The following is a 24,095-nucleotide window of genomic DNA, read 5'->3' on the forward strand; positions in this document are numbered from 1 at the left end:
AATCCGGGGGGCTTTGCCCCCCCTATCCCGCCTCCCCATCCGGATGCAGATCCTCCTTCCACAAGGCCAGACGTCTGCGGGCCTCAGCCACGGCTTCTCCAAGGCTGCCTGCCTCCTCAAGGCCCAGCACCTCACCGCTGTACGCCCCCCTGTCCAGAGCCGCCGCCTGGGCCAGATGGGCCTCGGCCATCCAGGGACAGCCTGAAAGTCTGGCCTTTTCCGCAGCAGCCACCTCCTCCAGATAAGAAAGGGCATCCACGCTCCGGGGAAAAAGGGACAGCACCCCATTGTTCAGCCCAAGACAGGCCGTGGCCCCCTTGCCCAGATGCTGCCCCAGCACCCGCCTGAGCCGTGAAAGGGCTGCATCCATACTGGTACGCGCAGATTCTGCCATCACATGGGGCCAGAGCCTTTCCTGAATACCGGAAACGGACATGCTGTGCCCAGGCGAAAGGATGAGCAGCCCAAGAAGACTGCGGTGCAGGGGAGAAAGATCTGCGGCATGCATGCGCCTTTCACCGCACACCAGGGCAAAGCCGCCAAGAAGACGCACCTCCGGCAGGTCAAAGGCCTTGCCCCTGGCGTCAAAACCCAGACCCAGCCCTTCCCTGGCCAGGGCCTCCACCCTTTCTCCTTCGATGCCCCGCTCCATGGCCAGGCTGAGAACCGAAGGAAGCCAGGCCGGAGCAAATAGAAAATGCGGCGCATTCCGGATCCGGGAAAGATAGAGCGCTTCCTTCAGATCCCCACAGGCCGTATCCGGATCTGCCTGCAGACGCACAAAGCTGCGTATCCAGAAAGCGCCTTCCCGCAGACAGATTTCTTCCGCCACCAGCTGCTGATCCAAAACCTTTTCCATTTTCCTTTCCGCTTCCGCCCTTTCCCCGCACAGGGCCGCCACAGCCCCGGTCATGAGAAGATTCATCAGCTGAAAGAAGGCGTTGCCTCCCGCGGCCTGGGCGGCTTCCGAAGCTGCGGCCACGGTCAGCGCTGCGTCTTTTTCTCCAAGGAGAGCCAGAGCCCAGGCGCGGTACTGAAGAAATTCACCCGTAAGAGCGGGCTGGGCCGCCACCTGGGGATCCTGAAGTCTTGCTGTTGCCAGACCTTCGGCTTCCCGGTACCGGCCCCTTTGTATGAGAAAGCAGATTTCCCGGATACGGATAAAGGGAAGGGCCAGGGTGCGGTCCAGCAGGGGACGCGGAAGACAGAGAATATGACGGCTTTCCTGAACAAAGGCCGCCTCCATGCCGCAAAGCCCCAAGGTGTTGGCCCTGGCAAAGCGCAGACAGAAAAGGCTCCAGGAGGAAAGGGCCGGATCCTGTAAAAGGCTGTGGCCCTGTTCGGAAATTTCAAGGGCCGTTCTGTGCCTGCCTGTCATGGCCTCCCCATGGGTGAGGATGGCGATGAGCTCGGCCTGTATGGAAACCAGAGCCGGTGGAACGCCCCGGACCAGAACGGGTGCTACCCGTTTTTGCACCATTTTCCGGGAAAAGGCATGAAGAATGGCAAACTGCCCCCACCCCAGGGCCACAAGGAGATCATCTGCAAAGCAGAGACGAAGATCCGGATGATCCAGAAGTTCCGTCATCCGAAGAAAAAGACGATCCGGGGCGTCGTAAAGAAGATCTCCGAAAAGCCGCCTGCGTATCATGAGTACCAGGCTGCGCAGCTCGCCTGTGGGATTTTTTTGCCTTGCATAGCCTCTGGCAGCCGTATGAAGAAAAAAAGCCGTTTTTTCAGGATCCGCCTCCGCCAAGGTAAAAAAAGCCAGTCCCAGGGCCAGACCGGGATGCTCTTCCGACACATCAAAGGCCAGGAGATACCGCGCAATCCTGGCATCCTGACGCAGGCTCAGAAAATCCGGAAAATGGGCGTCCATCAAGGTTTCCGCACCGTCTCCATCGCCTGAGGCGGCAAAACAGCACAAGGCCTCGGTCAGCAGCCCCCTCTCCCCATGCCAGGCTGCCATGGCCCCAAGCAGAAACCGCCGTACGGATAAGGGTTCCTCGGAATCTCTCTTTTGCCTCAGCATATCCAGAATCAGGTGATGAAAGGCATAGGTGTCCGAGCCCGTCTTCTGCACAAAAAGCCCTTCTTCCCCCAGATTCTGCAGAAGACCGGGAAAAGTGCTGTCCGGCGCCAGATCCTGAACCATGCTTACGGGAATACGCTCCAGGGCGCTGAGACAGAGCACAAAGCTTCTGCGCAGCCCCGTGAGCCGTCCCAGGAAAGTATCATGGAAAAACCGATGCAGATCCGCATCCAGGCAGGCTTCGGCCTGGATGTGCTCACCTTCCGCAAGCCTGCGGCGTACAGACACCACCCCCATGGTCCAGCCCTGGGTGGCCTTGTGAATGTCTTCCGCCACCTCCGATGAAATGGGGATGGCATAGACAGAGGCGTAAAGCCTTTGGATTTCAGACGGCCGCATGGCCAGCCGTTCCATGGAAATACGGGGAAAATCCCCTGCGCTGAGGCCCGCCGCCAGGGGCTGGGGAAGGCTGCGGGAAAGCCAGAGCAGACGAATGCCCAAAGGCCTTTCCTGGGCCAGCGCTTCCAGAAGGGATTGGTTGGCGGGATGGGCGGCCAGATGCAGGTCATCCATGACAACCAGCAGATCCGGAGCCTGATCCGCAAGGGAGGCGTAAAAAGCGCGGACAAAGCCCAGAGGGCCCTCCAGCAGAAGCTCCGCCCTCTGGGCACGGGTGCGAAGGCCCTGGCCTTTCCAGCTCGAAAGGGCCGCTCCCGCCGCAAGGAGCAGGTCTGTGGCCAATACGGAAGGATCCGCATCCGCGCCATCGCAGGAAAGCCATAGGACCCTTCCCTCCGACGCCACCTGGGCTCCGAACTGACTCTTTCCCTGGCCTGCCGGTGCAATGGCGGCAAGCCTGCCGGATTCCGCCAGAACAGAACGGCCGAAGGACACCAGATCCTCCCGAAACAGATGCTGTTCCCGCCGTACACCCGGCGGAAAAAAACGTCCAGATACCATAGGTGGCAATGCTCCGGAAAATCTCCTTGAAAAATTCGGCCCCACCGATTCTCTCCTTTCGGAAAGGCCCGAACTCAGGGCAGCAGCCTGTAAAAACGCTCCGGCTTCATGGCTCCGGCCAGCTCATCCAATCGACCCTTCAGGGCTTTGACCTCATCAAATCCCTGGGTACGCAAGAAAGCATAGCCCATGGCCGCACGGAATCCCGAAAGACAAAAGGTGATGATGAATTTATCCCTGGGCACCTCATCCACCCGATCCGGCAAAGCATTCAGGGGAATGTGCAGGGAAAAGGGAAAGGTCAGGTGGTCCCGCTCTTCCTGGGTCCTTACGTCGAGGAAAATAAAGTGGGGATGATGGATGAACCTGGCTGCCTCATCCACCGTGATCCCGTACTCACCGGCCACGATAAAATCAATGTCCATCTCTCGCAGCACATCTCCGATGGACAAAAACTCCCTTTGGGACAACAGCTCTCGGTCTGCCATGGGAAACCTTTCTTTTTCCTGATGTTTCCGGAACAGGTATTTTCTCCGCATACCGAAACTCTTCATGCCCGGCCCTTGTCCGGTAAACGGGAAAAACCCCAACTATGCCCACAACATAGCAAAAAACAGACCATCAGACCCCAAAACGGCTTCCCTGTCGGGTATCCCTTTCTTCCAGAAGCGCCAGGATGCGCTTGCGGGTTTCTTCCTTTTCCATGGCCCAGAGTGGGGCCACCAGTTCCTCTTCATGGGGGTCTCCGGTGAGGCGCTGGATCACCATGCGAGGGGGCAAAAGCTCCAGAAAATCACAGACCGCCCTCACATACAGCGCTTCCTCCATACACTGGTATTCCCCCCTGCGGTAGAACTCTTCCAGGGGCGTCCCTCTGACCACGTAGAGGAGGTGGATCTTCACTCCGTCAATGCCCATGGCCCCAAGCCGTCTTGCCGTTTCCCGCATTTTTTCAAGGTCTTCTCCGGGAAGCCCCAGAATCACATGGGCGCAGATGAAAATCCCCCGCCCCCGGGTCAGGGCCACGGCCCTTTCAAAGGCGGCAAAATCATGGCCTCTGCCGATTCTTTTCAAGGTTTCATCATGCACGCTCTGCAGGCCATACTCGATCCAGACCAGAACGCCCCTCTGCACGTAGCTTTGAAGAAGATCAAGGATGGCTTCGTTCACGCAATCCGGTCTGGTGCCGATGGAAAGGCCCACCACCCCTTCCACAGCCAGGGCCTCATCCCAGAGGGCTTTCAGTCGATCCAGGGGCGCATAGGTATTGGTATAACTCTGGAAATAGGCCATGAATTTCCTGGCCTTGTAGCGCCTGCCCATGTTGCGCTTTCCCTCCAGAATCTGCTCGGTGACAGACCGTCCCTCCCTTGCGGCTCCTGTCCCGGACCCCTTGGGATTACAATACACGCACCCTCCCACGCCCAGAAGGCCATCCCGGTTGGGGCAGGTCATGCCCGCATCCACACTGATCTTCTGCACCCGTTCTCCGAAATGACCCCGCAAAAAGGCGTTCAGGTCATAAAAACGATCATGGTTCTGACGCATTCCACAAACACTCCCTTGACCCGGACAAGAACAGGGCCTTATACTTTTATGTTTTTCGGGTACAGCTTTAAAAAAATTCTGAATGTACCCCAATATGGATCGCTCGTACAGCCCAGGGGAGAAGATCGTAAAACCATGCTCCATACGCCAAGCTATGATATCCTTGTCATTGGTGCCGGTCATGCGGGCTGCGAAGCCGCCCTGGCCGCAGCCCGCATGGGATGCAGCACCTGCCTTTTCGCCATCGACCTCGACAAACTGGCATCCATGCCCTGCAGCCCTTCCATCGGAGGAACGGCCAAGGGACATCTGGTTAAGGAGGTGGATGCCCTTGGCGGAGAAATGGCTAAAATAACGGATAAAACCGCCATACAGTATAAAACCCTGAATACCAAGAAAGGGCCTGCGGTCTGGTCTTCCCGCACCCAGAATGACAAAAACCGCTACCACAGGGCCATGAAGCAGGTGGTGGAGCAGTGCAGGAATCTGGATCTGCGCCAGGCCCTCATTGAAGAACTCCTTGTGGAAGATGGACATATCCGGGGCGTTCTGGATCACACGGGCTTTACCTACAAGGCCTCCTGCGTGGTGCTGGCCACAGGTACCTTTTTGTCGGGCAGGGTACACATCGGACTCAAATCCATGGAAGCCGGGCGGGCCGGAGAATTTGCCGCCTACGGCCTGGCGGCAAGCCTGCGGTCTCTGGGCCTTTCCCTCGGGCGCATGAAAACCGGCACCCCTCCGAGGCTGAAAAAAAGCTCCATCGATTTTTCAAAGTTCGAACCTCATACGGCGGATGCGGATCCAAAACCCTTTTCCTTTTCTTCCACAAAACCCTCCAGCCTGCCCCAGTTGCCCAGCTTCATTGGCCGAACATCCCCGAAAAACCGTGAGATCGTACTGGCCAACCTGGATCGATCCCCCCTTTATTCCGGTGTGATTCAGGGGGTTTCTGCCCGGTACTGCCCCTCTTTTGAAGACAAGGCTGTGAAGTTTCCGGAAAGGGAAACCCATCAGGTGATTCTCGAGCCCGAAGGCCTTGATACCGATGAAATCTATGCCAGCGGTCTGGGCAACAGCCTGCCCATGGATGTGCAGATTCCCTTTGTCCGCTCCGTTGCAGGACTTGAGGAGGCTGAAATCATCCGACCGGGCTATGCCATTGAATACGACTTTGTGGATCCCTTGCAACTGAAACCCACACTCGAAACCAAAACCATCTCCGGTCTTTTTCTGGCAGGCCAGATCAACGGCACATCCGGATACGAGGAAGCCGCAGCACAAGGTCTATGGGCTGGCATCAACGCCGCATGCAAGGTGCAGAACCGCCCCCCCTTTCTGCCGGATCGCTCCGAGGCCTATATGTCCGTCATGGTGGATGATCTCGTCACCCGGGGCACCCGGGAACCTTACCGCATGTTCACCTCCAGAGCCGAATACCGCCTGCTGCTCCGGGAGGACAATGCGGACCTCCGCCTTGCGGAAAAAGGCCATGCCCTGGGCCTTGTGGACAAAATTGCCGTGGAACGGGTCCGCGAGTATCTGCGCAGAACAAGCCTTGAAATCCAACGTATCCGCAGCATCCACATCGGCCCGGCCCATGCGAACCCCATCCTTGAAGCCGCAGGATCTCCCTTGATTAAAAACGGCGTGCCCCTCGATCAGCTCCTCAAAAGGGCGGAAATGGACTATACCTGCATCCAGACCCTCTGCCCACCGGACGCCCCCGTGGAGGATCGGGTGAAGCGACAGGTGGAAATCGCCATCAAATATGAAGGTTATATCCAAAGGCAGATGCAGGAGGTGGAGCGCTTCCGGGATCTTGAAAAAATCCGGATTCCAGAGGACTTCTCCTATGAGGGACTCCCCGGACTCTCCAACGAGCTTGCGGCCAAACTTCTCAGAATCCGACCCCGCACCCTGGGGCAGGCCTCCCGCATGGAAGGCATCACACCCGCCGCACTGGCGCTGATCCGTGTGGCCCTGAAAAAAAACCGGGAAAATGAGACAGGCCCGCCCTCAAGGCCTTAAAAACAACACACCCCTAACCCCATCGCCGCCAAAGGACCGTTTTATACCGGCGATCGCTGAGGCCCCATGTTCCGTGCCGAAAACCTCCGGATCCATCATATCGGCCCCCTCTCCTTTTCCGTAAAAGAAGGAGAATGCGCGGGCATTTCCGGTCCTTCCGGAACAGGCAAAACCATCCTTTTACGCGCTCTGGCGGACATGGAGCCCTTTTCCGGCCGACTCTGGCTTGAAGAGCTTTCCCATGACCAGATTCCAGCTCCCCAGTGGCGCAGGCGAGTGGCCCTCCTGCCTGCGGAAAGTCAGTGGTGGTTTCATACCGTTGCCGCCCATTTCCCCGGCGGCTTTCCGGAAAAGGCGGCCCAGGTTCTGGGCTTAGGCCCGGAGGTGGCTGCCTGGGAGATTCATCGCCTTTCCAGCGGTGAAAAACAACGCCTCTCCCTTTTGCGTATCCTCGAAAACCGACCCAGGGTGCTGCTTCTGGATGAACCCACAGCCAACCTCGATCCCAAAAGCGCCAGGGCCGCCGAAACCCTGATCCTGGATTTTCAGAAAAAAGAACAAGCGGCCCTGCTCTGGATCAGCCATGATCCCGAACAGCTGAATCGGGTCTGTCACACCCTCTACCATCTGGAAAACGGATACCTCTCCCTCAAGGGAAAGGTGCTTCATTAAAGGAGTCTTCCATGGTACTGCTCAGCCCCCTGGATCTGGCGCTGGCCGCCCTTCTCATTTTCATCAACGCGGGTCTCTCCCTTCTCCTGCGCCTTGGCATTGGCCGCCAGCTTCTCATCGCGGCCACACGCACTGTGGTGCAGCTTTCCCTTCTGGGCTTTGTACTGAAGTTCATCTTCAATCTGGTTCATCCAGGCCTGATCGCCCTGATGGCCCTTTTCATGGTCTTCACAGCAGGCTGGGAGGTCATGGGCCGTCAGAAGTATCGCTTTACAGGACCCTGGAGTTTTGGCATCGGCGCTTCCGCCATGTGCATATCCTCTTTCATCATCACCCTTTTCGCCCTGATGGCCATTATCCGCAACGATCCCTGGTACGAGCCCCAGTATGCCATTCCCCTCCTGGGCATGATCCTTGGCAATACCATGAACGGCATTGCCATCGGCCTGGATCGTCTCACCCAGACACTCTGGGAAAAAAAAGCCATCATTGAAACCCGACTCATGCTGGGCCAGACCTTTTCCGAATCCGTAGCCGATATCCGAAGAGACAGCATCCGCAGCGGCCTGATCCCCATCATCAACGCCATGAGTGTCGCAGGCATTGTCAGCCTTCCGGGCATGATGACAGGCCAGATCCTTGCGGGCACGCCCCCCATGGAAGCGGTGAAATACCAGATCCTCATCATGTTCCTCATTGCAGGGGGAGCAGGATTCGGAACCATCTTTGCCGTGAATGCGGGGGCAGGCAGACTTTCGGACAAAAGACACCGCCTGCGGCTGGACAGGCTGCGAAGGACTGGGCGCGGCGGATGAGACCTCCATGCTCCAATGGTGAGGCCATTGCATCGTGACAAAATCAAAATCCATGCCAATTCTTGACAGTGTTCCAGGGGCACCTATATTTTCTGCGTCCAACAATCCTTTTCCCCCATGGTTTCAGGGCGGAAAATCCAGAGAGGTTCTATGAGCAACACGGATTACTACGATATTCTCGGCGTGGACCGCAAAGCCAGTCCGGAAGAAATCAAAAAAGCATACCGCAAGCTTGCCGTGCAGTACCATCCGGATAAAAATCCCGGCAATGCCGAAGCCGAAGCCACCTTCAAAAAAATCAGCGAAGCCTATGCCGTACTCAGTGACAAAGAAAAGCGCCAGCAGTACGACACCTACGGTTCCGCAGGTTTCCAGCAGCGCTATTCCCAGGAGGATATTTTCAGGAATTTCGATTTTTCTGATATTTTCAGGGAGTTCGGTTTTGGTGGCTCCGGTTTCGGCGCCTTCTTCAGTGGAGGCCCCCGGGGAAGCGCCCGCTTTCATCATGCTCCGGCCAAAGGACGAGACAGGGTCTATGAATTGCCCCTGACCCTCAGGGAAATCGCCGAAGGAGCGCAGAAGACCATCGGTTTTTCCATACAGGGACAAACGGAACAGCTCCAGGTGCGCATTCCCAAAGGCCTCTTACCGGGTAAAAAAATCCGGCTTTCCGGCAAGGGAGATCCCAGCCCCTACGGAGGGCCTCCGGGCGACCTTTATATTCAGTGTCGTCTGGTACCCCACTCCCTTTTCCGCCATGAGGAACACGATCTTTTCATGGATCACAGCCTCCGTCTCAGTGAGGCTATGCTGGGTACCCAGATCCGCGTTCCCACCCTGGATGGCAAGGAGCTTGAAATCCGGATTGCTCCGGGAACCCAGCACAAAACCCGCATGCGTATCCCAGGCCGAGGGCTTCCCAAGATGCAGGAGCCTGAAAAAAAGGGGGATCTTTACGTACAGATTCTCATCTCCCTTCCCAGAGAGCTGACGGAAGAACAGAAAGATCTGCTGAAAAAACTCAAAGATAAAGGCCTGTAAGCCTTGTTTCTGTCTCCAAAACCCGCCTTCATCCGGTACACCGGTTGACTTTCTTCCGGATACCGGATATTTTTTTTATGTTTCTATATTTAAAAAGATTCCAAAGACTGCCAAATGCCCGCGAGGACTGCCTTTTTTTATGACCGAACTTATTCCCGTACTTTCCGAAGAACAAATTCATGCCCGAATCCAGGCCGTTGCCAGACAAATTTCTGAAGATCACCAAGGCAAACCCCTGATCATGATCGGCGTGCTCAAAGGCGCTTTCATTTTTCTTGCAGACCTTGTCCGCCAGCTCTCCGTTCCCTGCACCGTGGATTTCATCTGCGCCTCCAGTTACGGCAAGAATCAGATCTCGTCAGGCCATGTGCGTATCACCAAGGATGTGGACCTTGATCTTGTGAACGCCCACGTGGTCCTTGTGGAAGACATCGTGGATACGGGGCTCACCCTTTCCCATCTTGTTAAACACATTGAAAATCGCGGCGCTGCAAGCGTAAAAATATGCGCCCTTTTGGACAAACATGAACGCCGTCAGAAGAATATTCATGTGGATTATGTCTGTCACACCATTCAGGACGGCTTTATTGTCGGATACGGCATTGATTATGCAGAAAATTACCGTCACCTGCCGGCCATCTACCATTTAAAATCCTAAGGAGAGGATGCTTTTATGATCATCACGTGCGAGGCCTGCGCCGCCCGATTCCGACTTGACGATCATTATATCCAGCCCACCGGCACCAAGGTTCGCTGCGCCCGATGCCGTCATGTTTTCACGGCTTTCAGGGAATCCGAACCTGAAGCTCCACAACCTGTTTCCCAGGACACCCAGCAAGACGACGTCCCGCACCTGGAAGATGCCCACAAGCCCCCAGAAGCAAAAGACGTCTCAGAGTCCGCATCTTCTTTTTCTCCCTTCGCCCTGCCGGATCTTCCGCCCCTGCCTGTGCTTACGACGCCCCCGGAGGACCTCAGCCCCAATCCCGATATTCCCGCACTGGACCTTGACGACATACGCCCGGCAAAAACCACTCAAGGCGAAGAAGAACCCACCTCCTCTGAGCATAGAACTTCCAGAGAAGAACCTGTTCTTGAGGATTTTGATCTGGACTCCGTTCTGAAAACCCCGCCCGAAGACAGCAGGGCCCTGGAAGAAGGTTTCGACCCCGATTTTATGTCAGAAGCGGAAAAAACAGGAGCCAGGGCATCCTTAGAAGACCTGGACCTTGACCTGAAACAGGCCCCTGACCAGAATTTTGAACTGGACTTCCACCTGGACGAAGACCCTATTCCGAAAAAAGAAGTCTCTGATGACTTAGACCTCTCCTTTGATCTCGACGAAACACCGGATACGGAGACCTCCACCCGCACGGAAGAGCTTGAACTCGACTTCAGCCTGGATGAAGACCCCGTTCCGAAAAAAGAAGTCTCTGATGACTTAGACCTCTCCTTTGATCTCGACGAAACACCGGATACGGAGACCTCCACCCGCACGGAAGAGCTTGAGCTCGACTTCAGCCTGGATGAAGACCCCGTTCCGAAAAAAGAAGTCTCTGATGACTTAGACCTCTCCTTTGATCTCGACGAACCACCGGATACGGAGACCTCCACCCGCACGAAAGAGCTTGAGCTCGACTTCAGCCTGGATGAAGACCCCGTTCCGAAAAAAGAAGTCTCTGATGACTTAGACCTCTCCTTTGATCTCGACGAAACACCGGATACGGAGACCTCCACCCACACGGAAGAGCTTGAACTCGACTTCAGCCTGGATGAAGACCCCGTTCCGAAAAAAGAAGTCTCTGATGACTTAGACCTCTCCTTTGATCTCGACGAAACACCGGATACGGAGACCTCCACCCGCACGGAAGAGCTTGAACTCGACTTCAGCCTGGATGAAGAAAAACCCCAAAAAGACTCCACAGACGATTTCAGCCTTGATCTCGACTTTGACCTTGACTTCAAAGAACCCCAATCCGCTTCTTCCGAAGACCTGGACCTGGATCTCCATCTGGACCTTGAAGGCGATGCCTCCAAGCAAAAGGATTTTCTGGAAGATCTGGATCTGGACCTGGATTTTGAATCCGCTCCGGCCGCACCTGCGTCTGAAAAAACCCTGGATGACTTTGATCTCCAACTGGATATGGACGACCATGACCTCCAGGGAAAATCCGCTTCCAAGGATTTCCGTCTTGAGCTGGACACCGCTTCCTCAGGACAAGAAAAACCCTCCGATGATTTTGAACTGGACCTGGACCTGGGAGAAACCAAGCCCCCAACCCCCAGCGAAAAACCCCAACCTTCCCTGGCCCATGCGATCATTGCTTCCCCGGAAAAACCCGATGCGGATTCGGGCGAGGAGGAAAAGCCTTCCCAGGAACTCCTGGGGCAAAACCTCAAAAAATCCCAATCGCTCCGTTTCATTCTGCTCATTCTCCTTCTGCTTTTGCTTATGGGCGCGGGTATTTTCGGAGGCATTCTCTATCTGCAGAAAAACCAGATTTCCCTTCCTTTCATCGGTCCCCCCCCATCCAGAACCGCAGTTCCGGAAGTACAGGATCCAGGGAATCTCAGAATTCATACCCTTGCCGTTGGTCACAGCTTTGTGAATCATGAAAGCGCGGGAAGATTGCTGATCATTTCGGGCAAGGTCCGCAATGACTATCCCCATACCAGGCACCACATCCATCTGAGAGCCAGGCTTTTCACCGGAGAATCGCCTGCCGCCACCCGTATGGTCTATGCCGGAAACACGCTTCCGGAAATGGAGCTGATCCGCATGCCCATGGCGGCCATTGAAAAAGAACTTGGCAAAAAGAGCGGAGACCGGGCGATCAATGAAAACATCGTCCAGGGAAAGGAGATTCCTTTCATGTTTGTCTTCTCCGACCTTCCCCAAGGGCTTTCAGGTTTTGAAATTGATGTACTCCGATCCTCACCCGTTCTGCAGCCCTGAAAAAAAGAAAGGGGTTTTGAAAAATTCAGTTGACCTTATGAAGCGTCCTTGTTAATAAAGCTTCCGTTTGTCTGGGTCGCTTCCGGACAATCCGGCGATGTAGCTCAGCTGGTTAGAGCATGCGGCTCATATCCGCAGTGTCCGGGGTTCAAGTCCCTGCATCGCCACCAACGACCAAATAAGCCTCCTGGAAATCCAGGGGGCTTTTTTTATATCCTTACCGTTCTGCCAGAAAAGTCGGATGGAAGATCAGTTGCCAAGCGCCCCATGATTTTATAAGATCAGTGTTTCCTTGGGGCCACTCCCAGGGAAAACCCGAATTCCTGAGGACAAGGCATGCTTTTTGATAAAATCGCCGAAGAAAAAATCCTGGAAGCCCAGAAACGCGGGCTTTTTTCCAACCTGCCCGGATCCGGTGCGCCCCTTCCCCCCGAAGACATTCCTATCCCCGAAGATCTCCGTATGGCTTATCGCATGCTCAAATCCGCCGACTTTCTCCCCCCGGAACTGGAACTCAGAAAAGAAATTCATTCGACCCGAGAACTTCTGGAAGCCGTTCCAGAGATTGCAAACAAGCAAAAAATCCTTACAAAACTCAATGTCATGATCCGAAAACTGAACATCCTGCAACCCGCGCGGCTGGATCGGGAAATGCCCGAATACTACCTGCCGCAGATTCTGGAACGCCTTGAAAACCAAAATCCTGAAAATACAGATGGAATCCCATGAAATTCAGACGCAAGAAAAAAGAATCCCACCCAAAATACAATCCAAGACCCAAACGTGAGCCCCTGCCCACCGAAGGCCTTGCCAGTAGTGTTTTCCTTGCCTATGGCATTGTACTGCTGAATGTGCTTCTGATCGCCGCCATTGGTCTTCTTGTACTCTTTTTCCGGGGCATTGTGCATTACATGACCTGGATTTTTGTGGCTGGCCTGATCGCCATTTTTGTCACTGGCTACTATTTTCTCCGCCGCATGCGCCATGAGCAACGCAGGCTTAAGGAAATTCTGAGCTTACCCGAATTTTCCGGAAGAAACGTGGAAATCAGTCTCCTGGGCGGCTTTGCAGCCCTTCGCATGGGAGCCAAAAAAATCGGCCCTGCGCCCCCCTCCTTTGATGCCCATGCTGTTCTCCAGCTGGAAGCACCGGAAAACCTGCGGGTGAGGGATCTGACAGAGCTCGGCCGCATGCTGGAAAAGGGGCTGATTACACGAGAAGAGTATGAACTTGCCAAGCAAGAGATTTTCCGTCACGCTCAACCGTCAGCGCTCCCGGAAGTCGGTTGCGGCAAAACGCCCCTTGTGGATATCACACCCCACATACCGGAAAACGAAAGGAAAGCCAGGTCCCTATGAAAAAAATAAGACTGGCCCTTATCACAGGCGGTACATCCAATGAACGGGAAGTGGCCCTCTCCGGTGCTGCGGCCGTAGAAGCCGCCCTGAATCCGGAGGCCTACATCATCACCCGCTACGACGCCGCTTCGGACATTCCCCGCCTTATCACAGACAGGCATGCCATCGACTTTGCCTTTCTTGTGGTGCATGGAGAAAACGGGGAAGACGGCAGACTCCAGGGCCTTCTGGATCTTCTCCATATCCCCTATCAGGGCTCCGGTGTTCTGGGCAGCGCCCTTGCCTGCAACAAGCTGGCGGCCAAGGAAATCTTCTTTTCCAAAGGTCTTCTCACCCCTCGTTGGGAAACCTTTGATCGCTTTACGCCGGAACTCGAAGCCCTGCTTTCAGAAAAAATCGGACTTCCCCTGGTCATCAAACCCGCCCATGGGGGCTCCAGCCTTGGCATGAGTATTGTCCATGAAAAAAAGGATATTCTCAAAGCCTGCGAACTCTGCCTTTCCTGCGGGCCCCAGGGCCTTGCGGAGCCTTATATCCGGGGCAGGGAGCTGACCTGCGCCGTGTGGGGGGATGATCCTGTGGAAGCCCTGCCCGTTATCGAAATCCGACCCGGAAAAGAATTTGCTTTTTTTGACTACACGGCAAAATACACCCCCGGAGCCACGGAAGAAATCTGCCCTGCCCCTATCCCTCCGGATACGGCCCTGAAAGTACAGAAAGCCGCCGTGCTGGCTCACAAAAGTCTTTACTGCGAAGGCTACAGCCGCTCAGACTTCATTCTGCGGGATGAGGAGCTCTATATTCTTGAAACCAACACCCTGCCCGGCATGACGAAAACCAGCCTTTTACCCCTTGCCGCAAGAACGGCGGGCATTCCTTTTCCGAAATTGATTGACGGCCTCATCCAATTGCGGTTAAAAAAGGGGCGCTTACAGGGTTGACACCCCCGTAGAAAAACCTGGTCCCATGTCCTTATTCATAAGAAACTTCGCTCTGGTGAAAGCCAGGGCTTTTTTTTACAAGGCCCCAGGCATCGCCATCACCTTTTGTGTCTTTGCGCCATCCATCCACAGGCAGACAGGGAGATAAGAAGCCCTGCACAAGGAGAAGCCATGAACATACTTGTCATTGGAAGCGGCGGCCGGGAGCATGCCCTGGTCTGGAAAATCCGTCAGAGCCCCAGGGTGAGGAATGTTTTCTGCGCACCGGGAAATCCGGGAATTGCAACTTTAGCCCAATGCGTCGCCATTGCTGCGGATGCCCTGGAAGATCTTCTGGCCTTTGCCCTGGAAAAGAAAATCGATCTCACCGTTGTCGGGCCTGAAGTCCCTCTGGCTGCGGGCATTGTGGATCTTTTTTCCGCAAAGGGCCTGAAAATTTTCGGACCTTCAGCCAAGGCGGCCGAGCTGGAAGCCTCCAAAGCCTTTGCCAAGGATATCATGCAACGCTATGGCATCCCCACAGCAAAGGGGCAGAGTTTCAAGGACATGGACCAGGCCCTGGCCTTTTCCGAAGCCCTCGGAGGGCAGGTGGTGGTCAAGGCCGATGGTCTGGCCGCAGGCAAGGGGGTGATCGTCTGCCACAGCCTGGAAGAAGCCAGAGGCGCGATTCAGAGCATGCTGGGGGACAAAACCTTTGGCGATGCCGGAGCCACTATCCTTGTGGAGGAAAGACTTGACGGAGAGGAAGCCTCCTTCATCGCCCTCACAGACGGCAGAACCGTCCTGCCCCTACCCTCTTCCCAGGATCACAAGGCCGTTTCTGACGGAGACAAGGGTCCCAACACCGGCGGCATGGGAGCCTATTCTCCGGCACCTGTGGTGGACCTTTTCATGCAGCGCAAAATCATGAAAGAGGTGATGGAGCCTGCGGTAAAGGCCATGGCCAGGGAGGGCCGCCCCTTCAAGGGGGTTCTCTATGCGGGCCTCATGATCCATAAAGATCAGATCCGGGTGCTGGAATTCAATGCCCGCTTCGGTGATCCGGAAACCCAGCCCCTCATGATGCGCATCCAGTCCGACCTTGTGGATCTCATGGAAGCTGTGGTGGATGAACGGCTGGATGCTGCTGTCCTGAAGGTGGATCCCAGGGTTGCGGTCTGCGTGGTGATGGCAGCAGGCGGATATCCGGGGGTGTACGCCAAGGGTGACATTCTTTCCGGCCTTGAAAAGGCGGGAAGTCATCCGGATACGATGGTTTTCCATGCGGGTACGGCCAGAAATGAGGCCCATGTTGTCACAAACGGCGGCAGGGTGCTGGGAGTCACGGCTCTGGGGAATACGGTACAGGAAGCAAGGGAGCAGACTTACTGTGCCGTTTCTGATATTTCATTCAACAACTGTCACTACCGAAAGGATATTGCCATGAAGGCCATTGAAAAGGACAGCCGTGCGCCCCGGGTGGGCATTGTCATGGGAAGCGACTCCGATCTTCCCGTTATGATGGAAGTGGTTGCCGTTCTCAAAAAATTTGATGTTCCCTATGAAATGACCATCGCTTCTGCCCACAGAACGCCGGAAAAAGCAGCCCGTTTCGCCGCAACGGCCAGAGAAAAGGGCATGGGGGTCATCATTGCCGGAGCCGGTCATGCGGCCCATCTGGCAGGGGCCATGGCCGCAGGCACCACCCTTCCCATCATTGGCGTTCCCATTGACTCCTCAGCCCTTCAGGGACTCGATGCCTTGCTCTCCACCGTGCAGATGCCTCCCGGTGTTCCCGTGGCCACAGTGGCCATCGGCAAGCCCGGCGCCTACAATGCGGGCATACTGGCCATACAGATGCTTTCCATCGCAGACCAAGACCTTGCTGACAAACTCACCGCTTTCAAACAGGAAATGGCAGACAAAGTGGAAGAAAAGGCCAAGGCCCTTGTTCCCTGACAGATGCGGATTTTCAGATACAACGGAAATTCTCTCCTCCCGCCTTCCCGATACGGCTTCCATGGCCAGAGCCAGCCGCTGCATTCGGGAAGGCGGGCTTGTGATTTTTCCCACCTCCTGCCTTTACGGCATAGGGGTGGATGCCCTGAATCCTGAAGCCATCCAACGGGTCTTTCAGGCCAAAGGCAGGCCGGAAATCAAACCCCTTCTCATCCTCGTTCCGGATATGGCTTCGGCCCTGAACCAGGTTGAAGACCTTTCCTCCGAAGCCCTGCGGCTTATGGAAATATTCTGGCCAGGAGGTCTCACCCTGGTCCTCAGAGCCAAGGGACACCTTCTCCCTTCCCTTACCGCAGGAACGGGTAAGATTGGTATCCGGATTCCACAACATCCCGTGGCCGCCGCCCTTGTCCGTGCCGTGGGAGGCCCCATTACCGGCACCAGCGCCAACCTCTCCGGACAACCGGGAGCGGCCCGTGTGGCTGACGTGGATCCTTCCGTAAGAAGGACCGCGGATCTCATTCTGGATGCAGGCCCCCTGCAGGGCGGCGCAGGCTCCACCGTACTGGATATGACCCTTTCTCCTCCCCGAATTCTCAGAGAAGGGGCTGTTTCCGCGGAAAAAATCCTGAACGCGCTCGGGAGAAAACGGCAAAGCCGTTGACAAAAAGGTCGCTTTCCTCTACATAACCCTACGCATATGCCGGAGTGGTGGAATTGGTAGACGCAGCGGACTCAAAATCCGCCGGGCTTATGCCCTTGAGAGTTCGAGTCTCTCCTCCGGTACCATTTGAAATTCCTAAAGATCCTGAAGGCCAGAGACAGGCTTTCAGGATCTTTTTTTGGCGTGAGTTAACCCTTCTGCACGTTGGTTTTCATATTTTCCCAATCCAATCCGCGCAACACTCGGCAATCAAGCGCTGGCCCTCTGCATTGGGATGTACATCCATGGCAAGGTTATCATAAAAGCGACCGCCCATGGCGTCCCATGAAGCATCCGCACGCATCTCTTCCAGAAAAAATCGGGAGTCCAGAAGAAAGTCCTTACAGATTTTTTCGACTTTACGAGAAAGCATCAACGGTTTTTCCTGAAGACTGCCACAGGCCTCAAAGGCTGGAAAACCCAGCCATACGCACCGGCAGCCCGCCCGATGAAGACCCGAAAATAGCTCCAGAAAAAGGCCCATCAGCTCTTCTTCGTTCATGCCATAGGGCCAGACCAGGCGACCATCCCCCTCATAATGATTGGCACCTGCGGACACAAAAACCAAATCCGGCCTGTATCGCGCCACATGACAGGGAGTTCTGGCCACCAGATCCGACAGCGTGGCCCCGGGCTGCGCCATGGGATTGATCCCTCCCTGGGAAACCACCCCAAGCCCTGTGAGCTTCTCAAAAACCCGCCAGCATGCAGCGGTCGGCCGAACCCCCCATCCATGGAGAATGGAATCCCCCACAAAAGCAATTTTACCCATATCCTTGTTTTTCATCCCAGGTCTCCACAAGCCCCCATGCCAGCGAAAAAGCGGACCGGAAGGCCCGCTTTCAGTTTGTATTTATTTTATTAAAAAAACAAATATTTAAGCCACTCTACCAGGTAATTTTAAAATCCAGGATATACGATTGATCCGTGATATCGCGCAGCTCAAAGGATTCCTTATAGCCCAGGGAAAAACTGAACCAGGACAAGGGACGAACCGTCACCATACCAAACACCACCGTCTGATACTCATACCCATCCGCCACATCATCCTGAAGCTGGTGGACACGGAAAACCTCTCCCCGTAAAGTCACACGCCCATCCATGAAGTTCGCGATCCCCCCCACCGAAGGAATCAGGTTATGTTCCCAGGGCAGATCGTTCAGGGCATTGGAAATCCAGCGCACCTCCTCGGGAACCAGGTCATTGGGAATTTCCTTTTTAAGCGCCTGGTACATGAGGCCTGCATTGACAATGACATGGGGAGAAAGCGCATGGGAGTACCGCAGGCCTGTGCCGCCGCCATATTCCAGATACCCTCCGCCATCCGTAAACACCTTGGATTTGAGATAGGTCACCCCCACCGTACCATTCACCATCCATTCCGTCACTCCATTGGCGCGGTACCAGCGTTTCTTGAAAAAGGGCATGAAGGCCGCATGCTTGTACTCTGTATCCAGGTTATCTTCCACATCCAGCTGGCGATACGGAACCGTAATACCCACAGAACTGCTGCGGGATTCACCAAAACGCCATTCATAAGCCATGATGCCGCTGGATCCTGTGGCCTTATCCGAACCGATCTTCATGCGGTCATGCTGGCCTGAGATCACAATATCCTTATTGGATACGGGCACAAAGGAAACCGTACCCGAAGAGGCCGTGCCTGCGGCGGCACCTGCGGCATCCTGAGCCGTCATCGCGTTGGGTGACATATAGGCGGAAGACATGAAGGCTGACTGTGCCAGAGACTGGGTACTGGTCATGCCGCTGGCCGCCGTGTCCGGAGCATTGCCAAACACCGCCTTAAACAAGGCCGTTCTGTTGGCTTCCGCCCAGGTTTCCAGCTCTTTTTTCGTACCATCAAAGCTCAAGGGGGAAACCCCCCTGCCCGCCACCGTGAGGGTCACCCGGTCATTATCCCGGAAAACGCCATCCTGACCATCCACGGTGGTGACCCTGAATTTCACATCTGCATTATAAAGCCTGCCATCCTGCCACACATTGTTCTTGATCTCTTTTTCCGAAGGAATGTTGTTAAAAATGGATTGCCAGACCTCCTCGTCCCCTGCGATCGCGGACGCGGAAACACACAGGCAAACAAGAACTGTCAGAACCCAGAATACCAAAACTTTTTTCATACCCACCTCCCGGACCAAGAATGTTCACCCCTTAAAAAAAATTTTAAAGTCTCTACATCCCTCAGATTTTTCATAATAGCGCGTGATCCGGATTGTATCGCCCCCCATTGCGGGGTGCAAGATAAAAAAACCGCCCGTCTCCGGGCCAGAAGAGACGGGCGGTTTTTTTTGTCCGTTTCATCCCTGGAGCCCATCCGCTCCAGGTAGGATCAGAACATCTTTTCCACAGGCCTGCGCTCCGGTACATAGACCTCGGGAATTTTTCCTTCGTTCCAGTCCTTTGAAACATAAAGATTGCAGTAACAACTTCCGAACTCCGCCACGTCCGGTTCCCGGTATATGCAAGGACAGAGAATATCCCTATCCTTTTCCCGATTTCCGGAGGCAAGGCGGCAGGGGCAGGCCATGTAGCCATACCGCTCTTTGTTCTTCACCAGCCCCTCCAGGAGTTCCATCACCCGGCTTTTATCCTTTGAAAAAAAATAGCCTTTGGGTTCCTGGGTTTTTCGCAACATGTCATGGAGTTTTTCAAGATCCATACTCATAAGCCCAAGGCCTCCCTGATCTCTTCCTCCCGATAACCCACAATCACCTTGTCGTTAATCACGATGGTGGGAAAGGAGCACCGGGGGTTCAGAGCCCGGAGTTCTTCAAGAATGAGAACGCGTTCTTCCTGATCCAGAAGATCCACATCCGTAAATCGGTACTCCACACTGCACGCACCCAGAAGTCTTTTGGTGGATTTACAATGACCACACGTACTGAGAGAATACAGGATCACTTCAGGTGCCTTATCCATACCGTCCTTCATGGCAGGGCCTCCTCCTGCGGGTTTGGGTTCTGATGGGGGGGATGGGTGCCGGGGAGGCTGCTGGCCCTCCCTTTCTTCTGCGGACAAAGACCCAGCCGCCTGCCCCTTTCCGGAAAACCGTGCTGCCCAGCGAGAAAAAAATCCCATACAATCCTCCGATTCTGATAAAAAGGGGACATGGATCCTCCCGGAAAAGGCAGAGTCCGGGCTCCTTGGTTCAAGATCCGGTATAAAGTTCCGGATAATCCTTTAAAAAACGATACAGGGTTGCCCGTCCAACCCCCAGAAGCTTGGCGGCCTTGGCCTTATTGCCATCCGTTCGCAACAGCACCTGGGCCACCGTATCCGCATCCAGCTTCCGGGAAGGGCCTTTTCGGGATTTCAGCTCCACCTCTCCCCGGATTTCCAGGGGAAGGTCCAAAGGCCCGATCTCACCGCCACCGGATTTCACAATGGCAAAACGCACCGCATTCTGAAGTTCCCGCACGTTGCCAGGCCAGGAATAATCCATGAGCATACCTAAGGCTTCCCTGGAAATGCGCGGTGAGGTGTGGGGATACTGACGCGCCGCTTCTTCCATAAAATGACGAACAAGATGGGGAATGTCGTTGCGCCGTTCCCTCAGGGCCGGAAGCCGGATGGGCACCACATTCAGACGGTAATACAGATCGTCCCTGAAATCGCCCTTAAGCACTTCCTTTTTCAGATCCTTGTTTGTGGCAGAGACAATGCGCACATCCACCTTCAGGGTCTGTTCACCCCCCACCCGCTCAAAGGAGCCTTCCTGAAGAAAGCGCAGCAACTTAACCTGCATATGTTTGGACAGCTCCGCCACTTCGTCAAGAAAAACCGTCCCCCCGTGGGCCAGCTCAAAACGGCCTTTCTTGTCCCGCACAGCTCCGGAAAAAGATCCCTTCACATGCCCGAAAAGCTCAGACTCTATGAGCCCTTCGGGCAAAGCACCACAATTGATGGGAACAAAGGGCTTTTCCGACCTGGGGCTTTCACTGTGAATGGCCGCAGCCACAAGTTCCTTGCCCGTTCCCGTATCCCCTGTGATATGCACGGGAAAATCGTACTGGGACACATCCCGGATCTGCTGAAAAATCTGAAGCATCTTGGGATCATTCCCGATAATTCCGGAAAAACGGCCCATGTCCGCAGCCTTCAGCCGCAGATCAAAAAGATCTGTCACATCCCGCATGGAGGCCAACACTCCCCACAGTGATCCATCGGGTTTTTTCATGGCGGTCAGGCTCATCTCCACCTGACGCACCTCACCGGAGTGGGATACCAGATTCAGGGGATAGGAGCGCTGGTCTTCTGAAAAAACCGTATCACCGCAGAAGGAACAACGGCTGCCGCACAGGGGGGACCCGAAAACCTCATGACAATCCCTGCCGATCACCTCTTCCCTGGGAAAACCCGTAATCCGCTCCGCCTCACGGTTGAAAACAAAAATCCTGCGAGCGGTATCATGGGCCACAATACCCGTATCCAGGTTATCCAGAACCCTGAGAAGATTTTCCTTTGAAAACAGAATGTCATCCACTGAAGAGTGGGTCATGGGACTTTTGCCTCGTTTCTGACCTTTGCCTGTAACACCGTCAGGTATCTCTGAAGCGCAGAAATACCGCCCTGAAAACACAACGGCGCATGAAAGGAATGCTGTATCATGGAGCCAGGGCCATACGCAAAGCCCCCAGGGCATTGCCCACCCCATGGTGCTCCGGCAGAATCAACTCCGCACCCAGGGCTTGGGCCACATCCGGTAAAAGATATCCCGCAGCCGCGCCAATCCCCACGAGAGGACCCTTCAGGGTAAAACGGATATCCAGAATATCATGGGACCTGCGTTCCGGCCAGAAGGCGGAAAAGGCCTTGCCCGTCTGCAAACGCACAAGAAAATCCACAATGGCGTCCTCAATGCGGCGGGCCACATCGGCCAGCAGCTCATGGCAAAAACGCTCTGTGTTCATACCCAGGGCCTCGCCCAGAATCCCTGCGCCGACAAGGGAGGCTTCCTGGTTTCCGAAATCCAGAAGCCCCAAGGCATGGAGAGCGTCCGTCGGCGTAAAGGCGATGCGCTGTATGCTTCCCCTGCGCAGTCCCGCAGCCATTCTGTCTTTAAGAACCATTTCCGGCACCCCCAGGGCATCGCACAGCTGGCCCATGCCCATGGGACCATAATCCATGAGTATGGCCCAGAGAGGATCCGCAGTCCCGGCCTCAGGCACAGCCCTCAGACAGGCGGCATTGGCCCTTGCATCCATCCAGCCTTCCGGAGGAAAGCCTTCGGCCATGCACAGCGGAACAGCACGCTCAGGCCCCACCATCAGTTCTTTTTTTTCCATGCGCACAAAGGAGTCTCCACCAATGCCCACCGTGTGCATGGATACCGCAGGCACATGGGTTTCCCAGACCCCGATACGGCTGCCATCCGTATCCACCAGAGGTCTGCCATGGCGGATGCGGGTGATGTCCGTTGTGGTGCCGCCCACATCCACCACCAGAGCTTCCCCCTTTTCCACCACCGAAGCGCCGAACCAGGCCGTCGCCGCAGGACCGCTGGCCACTGTGCTGGCGGCCTGCTGTACAGCGCCCTCCACATCCATGCAGCCGCCATCCCCCCGGACCACCCGCAGCCCCTTGTCCAGGCCATACCCCCGGAGGGTGTCCAGAACTCCATGGAGAAAATCCTGCATCCTGGACATCAGTCTTGCGTTAAGAACCGTTGTTGCTGCACGAGCTTCCAGGCCAGGTCGCGCACTCACCTCATGGGAGCAGAACACAGGCTTGGGATCCACCATGGAAATGGCCTTGGCTGCCACCTTTTCATGGGCGGGATTGGCAAAACTCATGGCGGAAATCACCGCATAGGCATCCACCTTGCCCCGGAAAAACAGCACTCCGTCAAGGAGTCCTTCCACATCCAGGGGACTTTCCTCCTCACCCAGCACCGTGTGTCCGCCCTCCACCTGCTTGATTCCCGCCACAGGAAGCTCCAGATGCTTGTCAAGGCCAATCACAAAAAGCCCCACATCCGCGCCCTGGCCTTCCACAATGCTGTTTGTGGCCAAGGTGGAGGAAACAGCGATGCACCCTATTTTTTCCGGAGAAAAAACCACCTTTTCCCGCAAGGCCTCCAGAACCCGGCGCAGACAGATCTGCAGATCCTGATGGGTGGTAGGCGTTTTTGCTGTGGCCAGCACCTGCTTTGTTTCAAGATCCATGAGAACGGCATCCGTATAGGTGCCGCCCGTATCCATGCCAATGCCGTAATTTGTCATTTCCTTGCCATCCATATAAAGTAAATCGCAGATAAGATATTGATCTTGCAATGAACAGAGGTTTTGTGGAGCCCGCATACAGGGCTGGATGCGCGCAATCAGAATCCTTTTCCATAAGACCCTTGGCTGACCGATCCATCCCTTCTCGCATACCACAAGTAAGGCCTCTTTACGAGACAGGAAAAACCTGGCTTTTTAAAATCTTTCTTCCCTTGGGCCAACCCGGCCAAACATGCTATGCTGATTCAATTCAGAAAGGGAGATCCATGGCCTACAGCCTGCGCATTCTCACACCCAGAAATCATACCCCTTCCCTGGGCCAACTCCAGGCCGACCTTGCAAGCGCCTTTCCCGGCATGGAGCTCCTGCCCGAGGATGACGCTCCGCCATCCTGGAGCACCCTTCTCGTCCGTCACCCCGATGGAGAAGATCTTGCGCTCCTGTGCCGCGTTGCCCTTGACGCCACCCCCGCAGGTCTCGCCAGACAAGGGCGGATCCGTGAAGAGGTTCGAAGTGGCCGTCCCGTATCCGCAGCCCGATGGCTGGATCGCTATCTTAAAAAAGTCCGCGTTCTCTACGAAATCCACCCCATGGAAGAGGTAAATTTTTCCCAGGGATGGGACATACTCCTTGCCCTGCGCCTTTCCCTCTGGGAACAGGTCCGGGGCATACTCCACACACGGGATGAAGGCTTCACCAATCCCGCAGGAGACCTCATTCTCTGGCAGTATCCCGCTTCCGCCACAGGTGTGGTTCCGGCTGCGATTTACCGTTTCGGACACTTTCGTTCCTTTTCCCTGAACCTTGCCAGCCCCAGGCACAGACATGCCTTTTTTCAAGGAAAGATCCCCGCTCCCTGAA

General features: G+C 55.3%; 21 protein-coding genes and 2 tRNA genes. 14 read left to right on the forward strand and 9 right to left on the reverse strand.

The features are described from left to right. Positions 1–22 precede the first annotated feature (22 nt). From RBR60_RS02505 to RBR60_RS02515, 3 genes are all read right to left on the reverse strand, one after another. Entirely contained in the window at positions 23–2,992 is a 2,970-nt protein-coding gene (locus tag RBR60_RS02505) for a hypothetical protein (RefSeq protein WP_320354188.1), read from the reverse strand. 74 nt (positions 2,993–3,066) lie between these two features. Further along, positions 3,067–3,480, reverse strand: a complete 414-nt coding sequence (locus RBR60_RS02510) for a rhodanese-like domain-containing protein (protein ID WP_320354189.1) — start codon at positions 3,478–3,480, stop codon at positions 3,067–3,069. 133 nt (positions 3,481–3,613) lie between these two features. Beyond that, the gene (locus RBR60_RS02515; RefSeq protein ID WP_320354190.1) at positions 3,614–4,540 is read right to left on the reverse strand and encodes a TIGR01212 family radical SAM protein; all 927 of its coding nucleotides are present in this window, start codon (positions 4,538–4,540) and stop codon (positions 3,614–3,616) included. A 135-nt stretch (positions 4,541–4,675) separates the two neighbouring features. Between RBR60_RS02515 and mnmG the strand changes: the two genes are divergently transcribed. From mnmG to RBR60_RS02580, 13 genes are all read left to right on the forward strand, one after another. Then, a complete protein-coding gene (mnmG, locus tag RBR60_RS02520; protein WP_320354192.1) occupies positions 4,676–6,571 on the forward strand; it encodes a tRNA uridine-5-carboxymethylaminomethyl(34) synthesis enzyme MnmG in 1,896 nt (631 codons plus the stop codon). Positions 6,572–6,637: 66 nt separating this feature from the next. Then, positions 6,638–7,243, forward strand: coding sequence for an ATP-binding cassette domain-containing protein (locus tag RBR60_RS02525; protein ID WP_320354194.1), 606 nt, complete (start codon positions 6,638–6,640; stop codon positions 7,241–7,243). A gap of 11 nt (positions 7,244–7,254) precedes the next feature. Further along, positions 7,255–8,058 (forward strand): ABC transporter permease, encoded by an 804-nt coding sequence (locus tag RBR60_RS02530; RefSeq protein ID WP_320354195.1) that lies wholly within the window; start codon positions 7,255–7,257, stop codon positions 8,056–8,058. A gap of 150 nt (positions 8,059–8,208) precedes the next feature. Beyond that, positions 8,209–9,099, forward strand: a complete 891-nt coding sequence (locus RBR60_RS02535) for a J domain-containing protein (protein WP_320354197.1) — start codon at positions 8,209–8,211, stop codon at positions 9,097–9,099. Between the two features lie 139 nt (positions 9,100–9,238). Then, the gene (gene hpt, locus RBR60_RS02540) at positions 9,239–9,757 is read left to right on the forward strand and encodes a hypoxanthine phosphoribosyltransferase (protein ID WP_320354198.1); all 519 of its coding nucleotides are present in this window, start codon (positions 9,239–9,241) and stop codon (positions 9,755–9,757) included. A gap of 15 nt (positions 9,758–9,772) precedes the next feature. After that, positions 9,773–12,055: a DUF3426 domain-containing protein gene (locus tag RBR60_RS02545; protein WP_320354199.1), complete on the forward strand. Its 2,283-nt coding sequence runs from the start codon at positions 9,773–9,775 to the stop codon at positions 12,053–12,055. Between the two features lie 93 nt (positions 12,056–12,148). Further along, positions 12,149–12,225, forward strand: a tRNA-Met gene (locus tag RBR60_RS02550). 166 nt (positions 12,226–12,391) lie between these two features. Beyond that, positions 12,392–12,784 (forward strand): DUF1992 domain-containing protein, encoded by a 393-nt coding sequence (locus RBR60_RS02555; RefSeq protein WP_320354201.1) that lies wholly within the window; start codon positions 12,392–12,394, stop codon positions 12,782–12,784. Further along, positions 12,781–13,413 (forward strand): hypothetical protein, encoded by a 633-nt coding sequence (locus tag RBR60_RS02560; protein WP_320354202.1) that lies wholly within the window; start codon positions 12,781–12,783, stop codon positions 13,411–13,413. Before RBR60_RS02555 ends, RBR60_RS02560 begins: the two co-directional genes overlap by 4 nt. After that, entirely contained in the window at positions 13,410–14,354 is a 945-nt protein-coding gene (locus tag RBR60_RS02565) for a D-alanine--D-alanine ligase (protein WP_320354203.1), read from the forward strand. Before RBR60_RS02560 ends, RBR60_RS02565 begins: the two co-directional genes overlap by 4 nt. Before the next feature lie 171 nt (positions 14,355–14,525). After that, positions 14,526–16,292 carry a phosphoribosylamine--glycine ligase gene (purD, locus tag RBR60_RS02570; RefSeq protein ID WP_320354205.1) on the forward strand — a complete coding sequence of 589 codons (1,767 nt, stop codon included), beginning with the start codon at positions 14,526–14,528 and terminating at the stop codon, positions 16,290–16,292. Then, on the forward strand, positions 16,282–16,956 hold the full coding sequence (locus tag RBR60_RS02575; RefSeq protein WP_320354206.1) for an L-threonylcarbamoyladenylate synthase: 675 nt from the start codon (positions 16,282–16,284) through the stop codon (positions 16,954–16,956). Before purD ends, RBR60_RS02575 begins: the two co-directional genes overlap by 11 nt. 38 nt (positions 16,957–16,994) lie before the next feature. Continuing rightward, positions 16,995–17,081 (forward strand) — tRNA-Leu (locus RBR60_RS02580). 86 nt (positions 17,082–17,167) lie between these two features. Here the strand turns inward: RBR60_RS02580 and RBR60_RS02585 are convergent. The 6 genes from RBR60_RS02585 to RBR60_RS02610 all read right to left on the reverse strand — a co-directional run bounded on the left by RBR60_RS02585 (position 17,168) and on the right by RBR60_RS02610 (position 23,234). Then, positions 17,168–17,782 (reverse strand): SGNH/GDSL hydrolase family protein, encoded by a 615-nt coding sequence (locus RBR60_RS02585; RefSeq protein ID WP_320354208.1) that lies wholly within the window; start codon positions 17,780–17,782, stop codon positions 17,168–17,170. Positions 17,783–17,882: 100 nt separating this feature from the next. Then, positions 17,883–19,133, reverse strand: coding sequence for a hypothetical protein (locus tag RBR60_RS02590; RefSeq protein WP_320354209.1), 1,251 nt, complete (start codon positions 19,131–19,133; stop codon positions 17,883–17,885). A 209-nt stretch (positions 19,134–19,342) separates the two neighbouring features. Continuing rightward, complete coding sequence (locus RBR60_RS02595) at positions 19,343–19,672, reverse strand: ferredoxin-thioredoxin reductase catalytic domain-containing protein (RefSeq protein WP_320354342.1); 330 nt, start codon at positions 19,670–19,672, stop codon at positions 19,343–19,345. A 2-nt stretch (positions 19,673–19,674) separates the two neighbouring features. After that, positions 19,675–19,944: a glutaredoxin family protein gene (locus tag RBR60_RS02600; RefSeq protein WP_320354211.1), complete on the reverse strand. Its 270-nt coding sequence runs from the start codon at positions 19,942–19,944 to the stop codon at positions 19,675–19,677. Between the two features lie 217 nt (positions 19,945–20,161). Continuing rightward, positions 20,162–21,511, reverse strand: coding sequence for a sigma-54 interaction domain-containing protein (locus RBR60_RS02605; protein WP_320354213.1), 1,350 nt, complete (start codon positions 21,509–21,511; stop codon positions 20,162–20,164). 106 nt (positions 21,512–21,617) lie between these two features. Then, positions 21,618–23,234, reverse strand: coding sequence for a hydantoinase/oxoprolinase family protein (locus RBR60_RS02610; RefSeq protein WP_320354214.1), 1,617 nt, complete (start codon positions 23,232–23,234; stop codon positions 21,618–21,620). A gap of 266 nt (positions 23,235–23,500) precedes the next feature. Between RBR60_RS02610 and RBR60_RS02615 the strand changes: the two genes are divergently transcribed. Next, a complete protein-coding gene (locus RBR60_RS02615) occupies positions 23,501–24,094 on the forward strand; it encodes a hypothetical protein (RefSeq protein ID WP_320354216.1) in 594 nt (197 codons plus the stop codon). Position 24,095: the final 1 nt, after the last annotated feature.

The organism is Desulfobotulus sp. (assembly GCF_034006065.1).
In the GTDB taxonomy this organism is placed as follows: Bacteria; Desulfobacterota; Desulfobacteria; order Desulfobacterales; family ASO4-4; genus Desulfobotulus.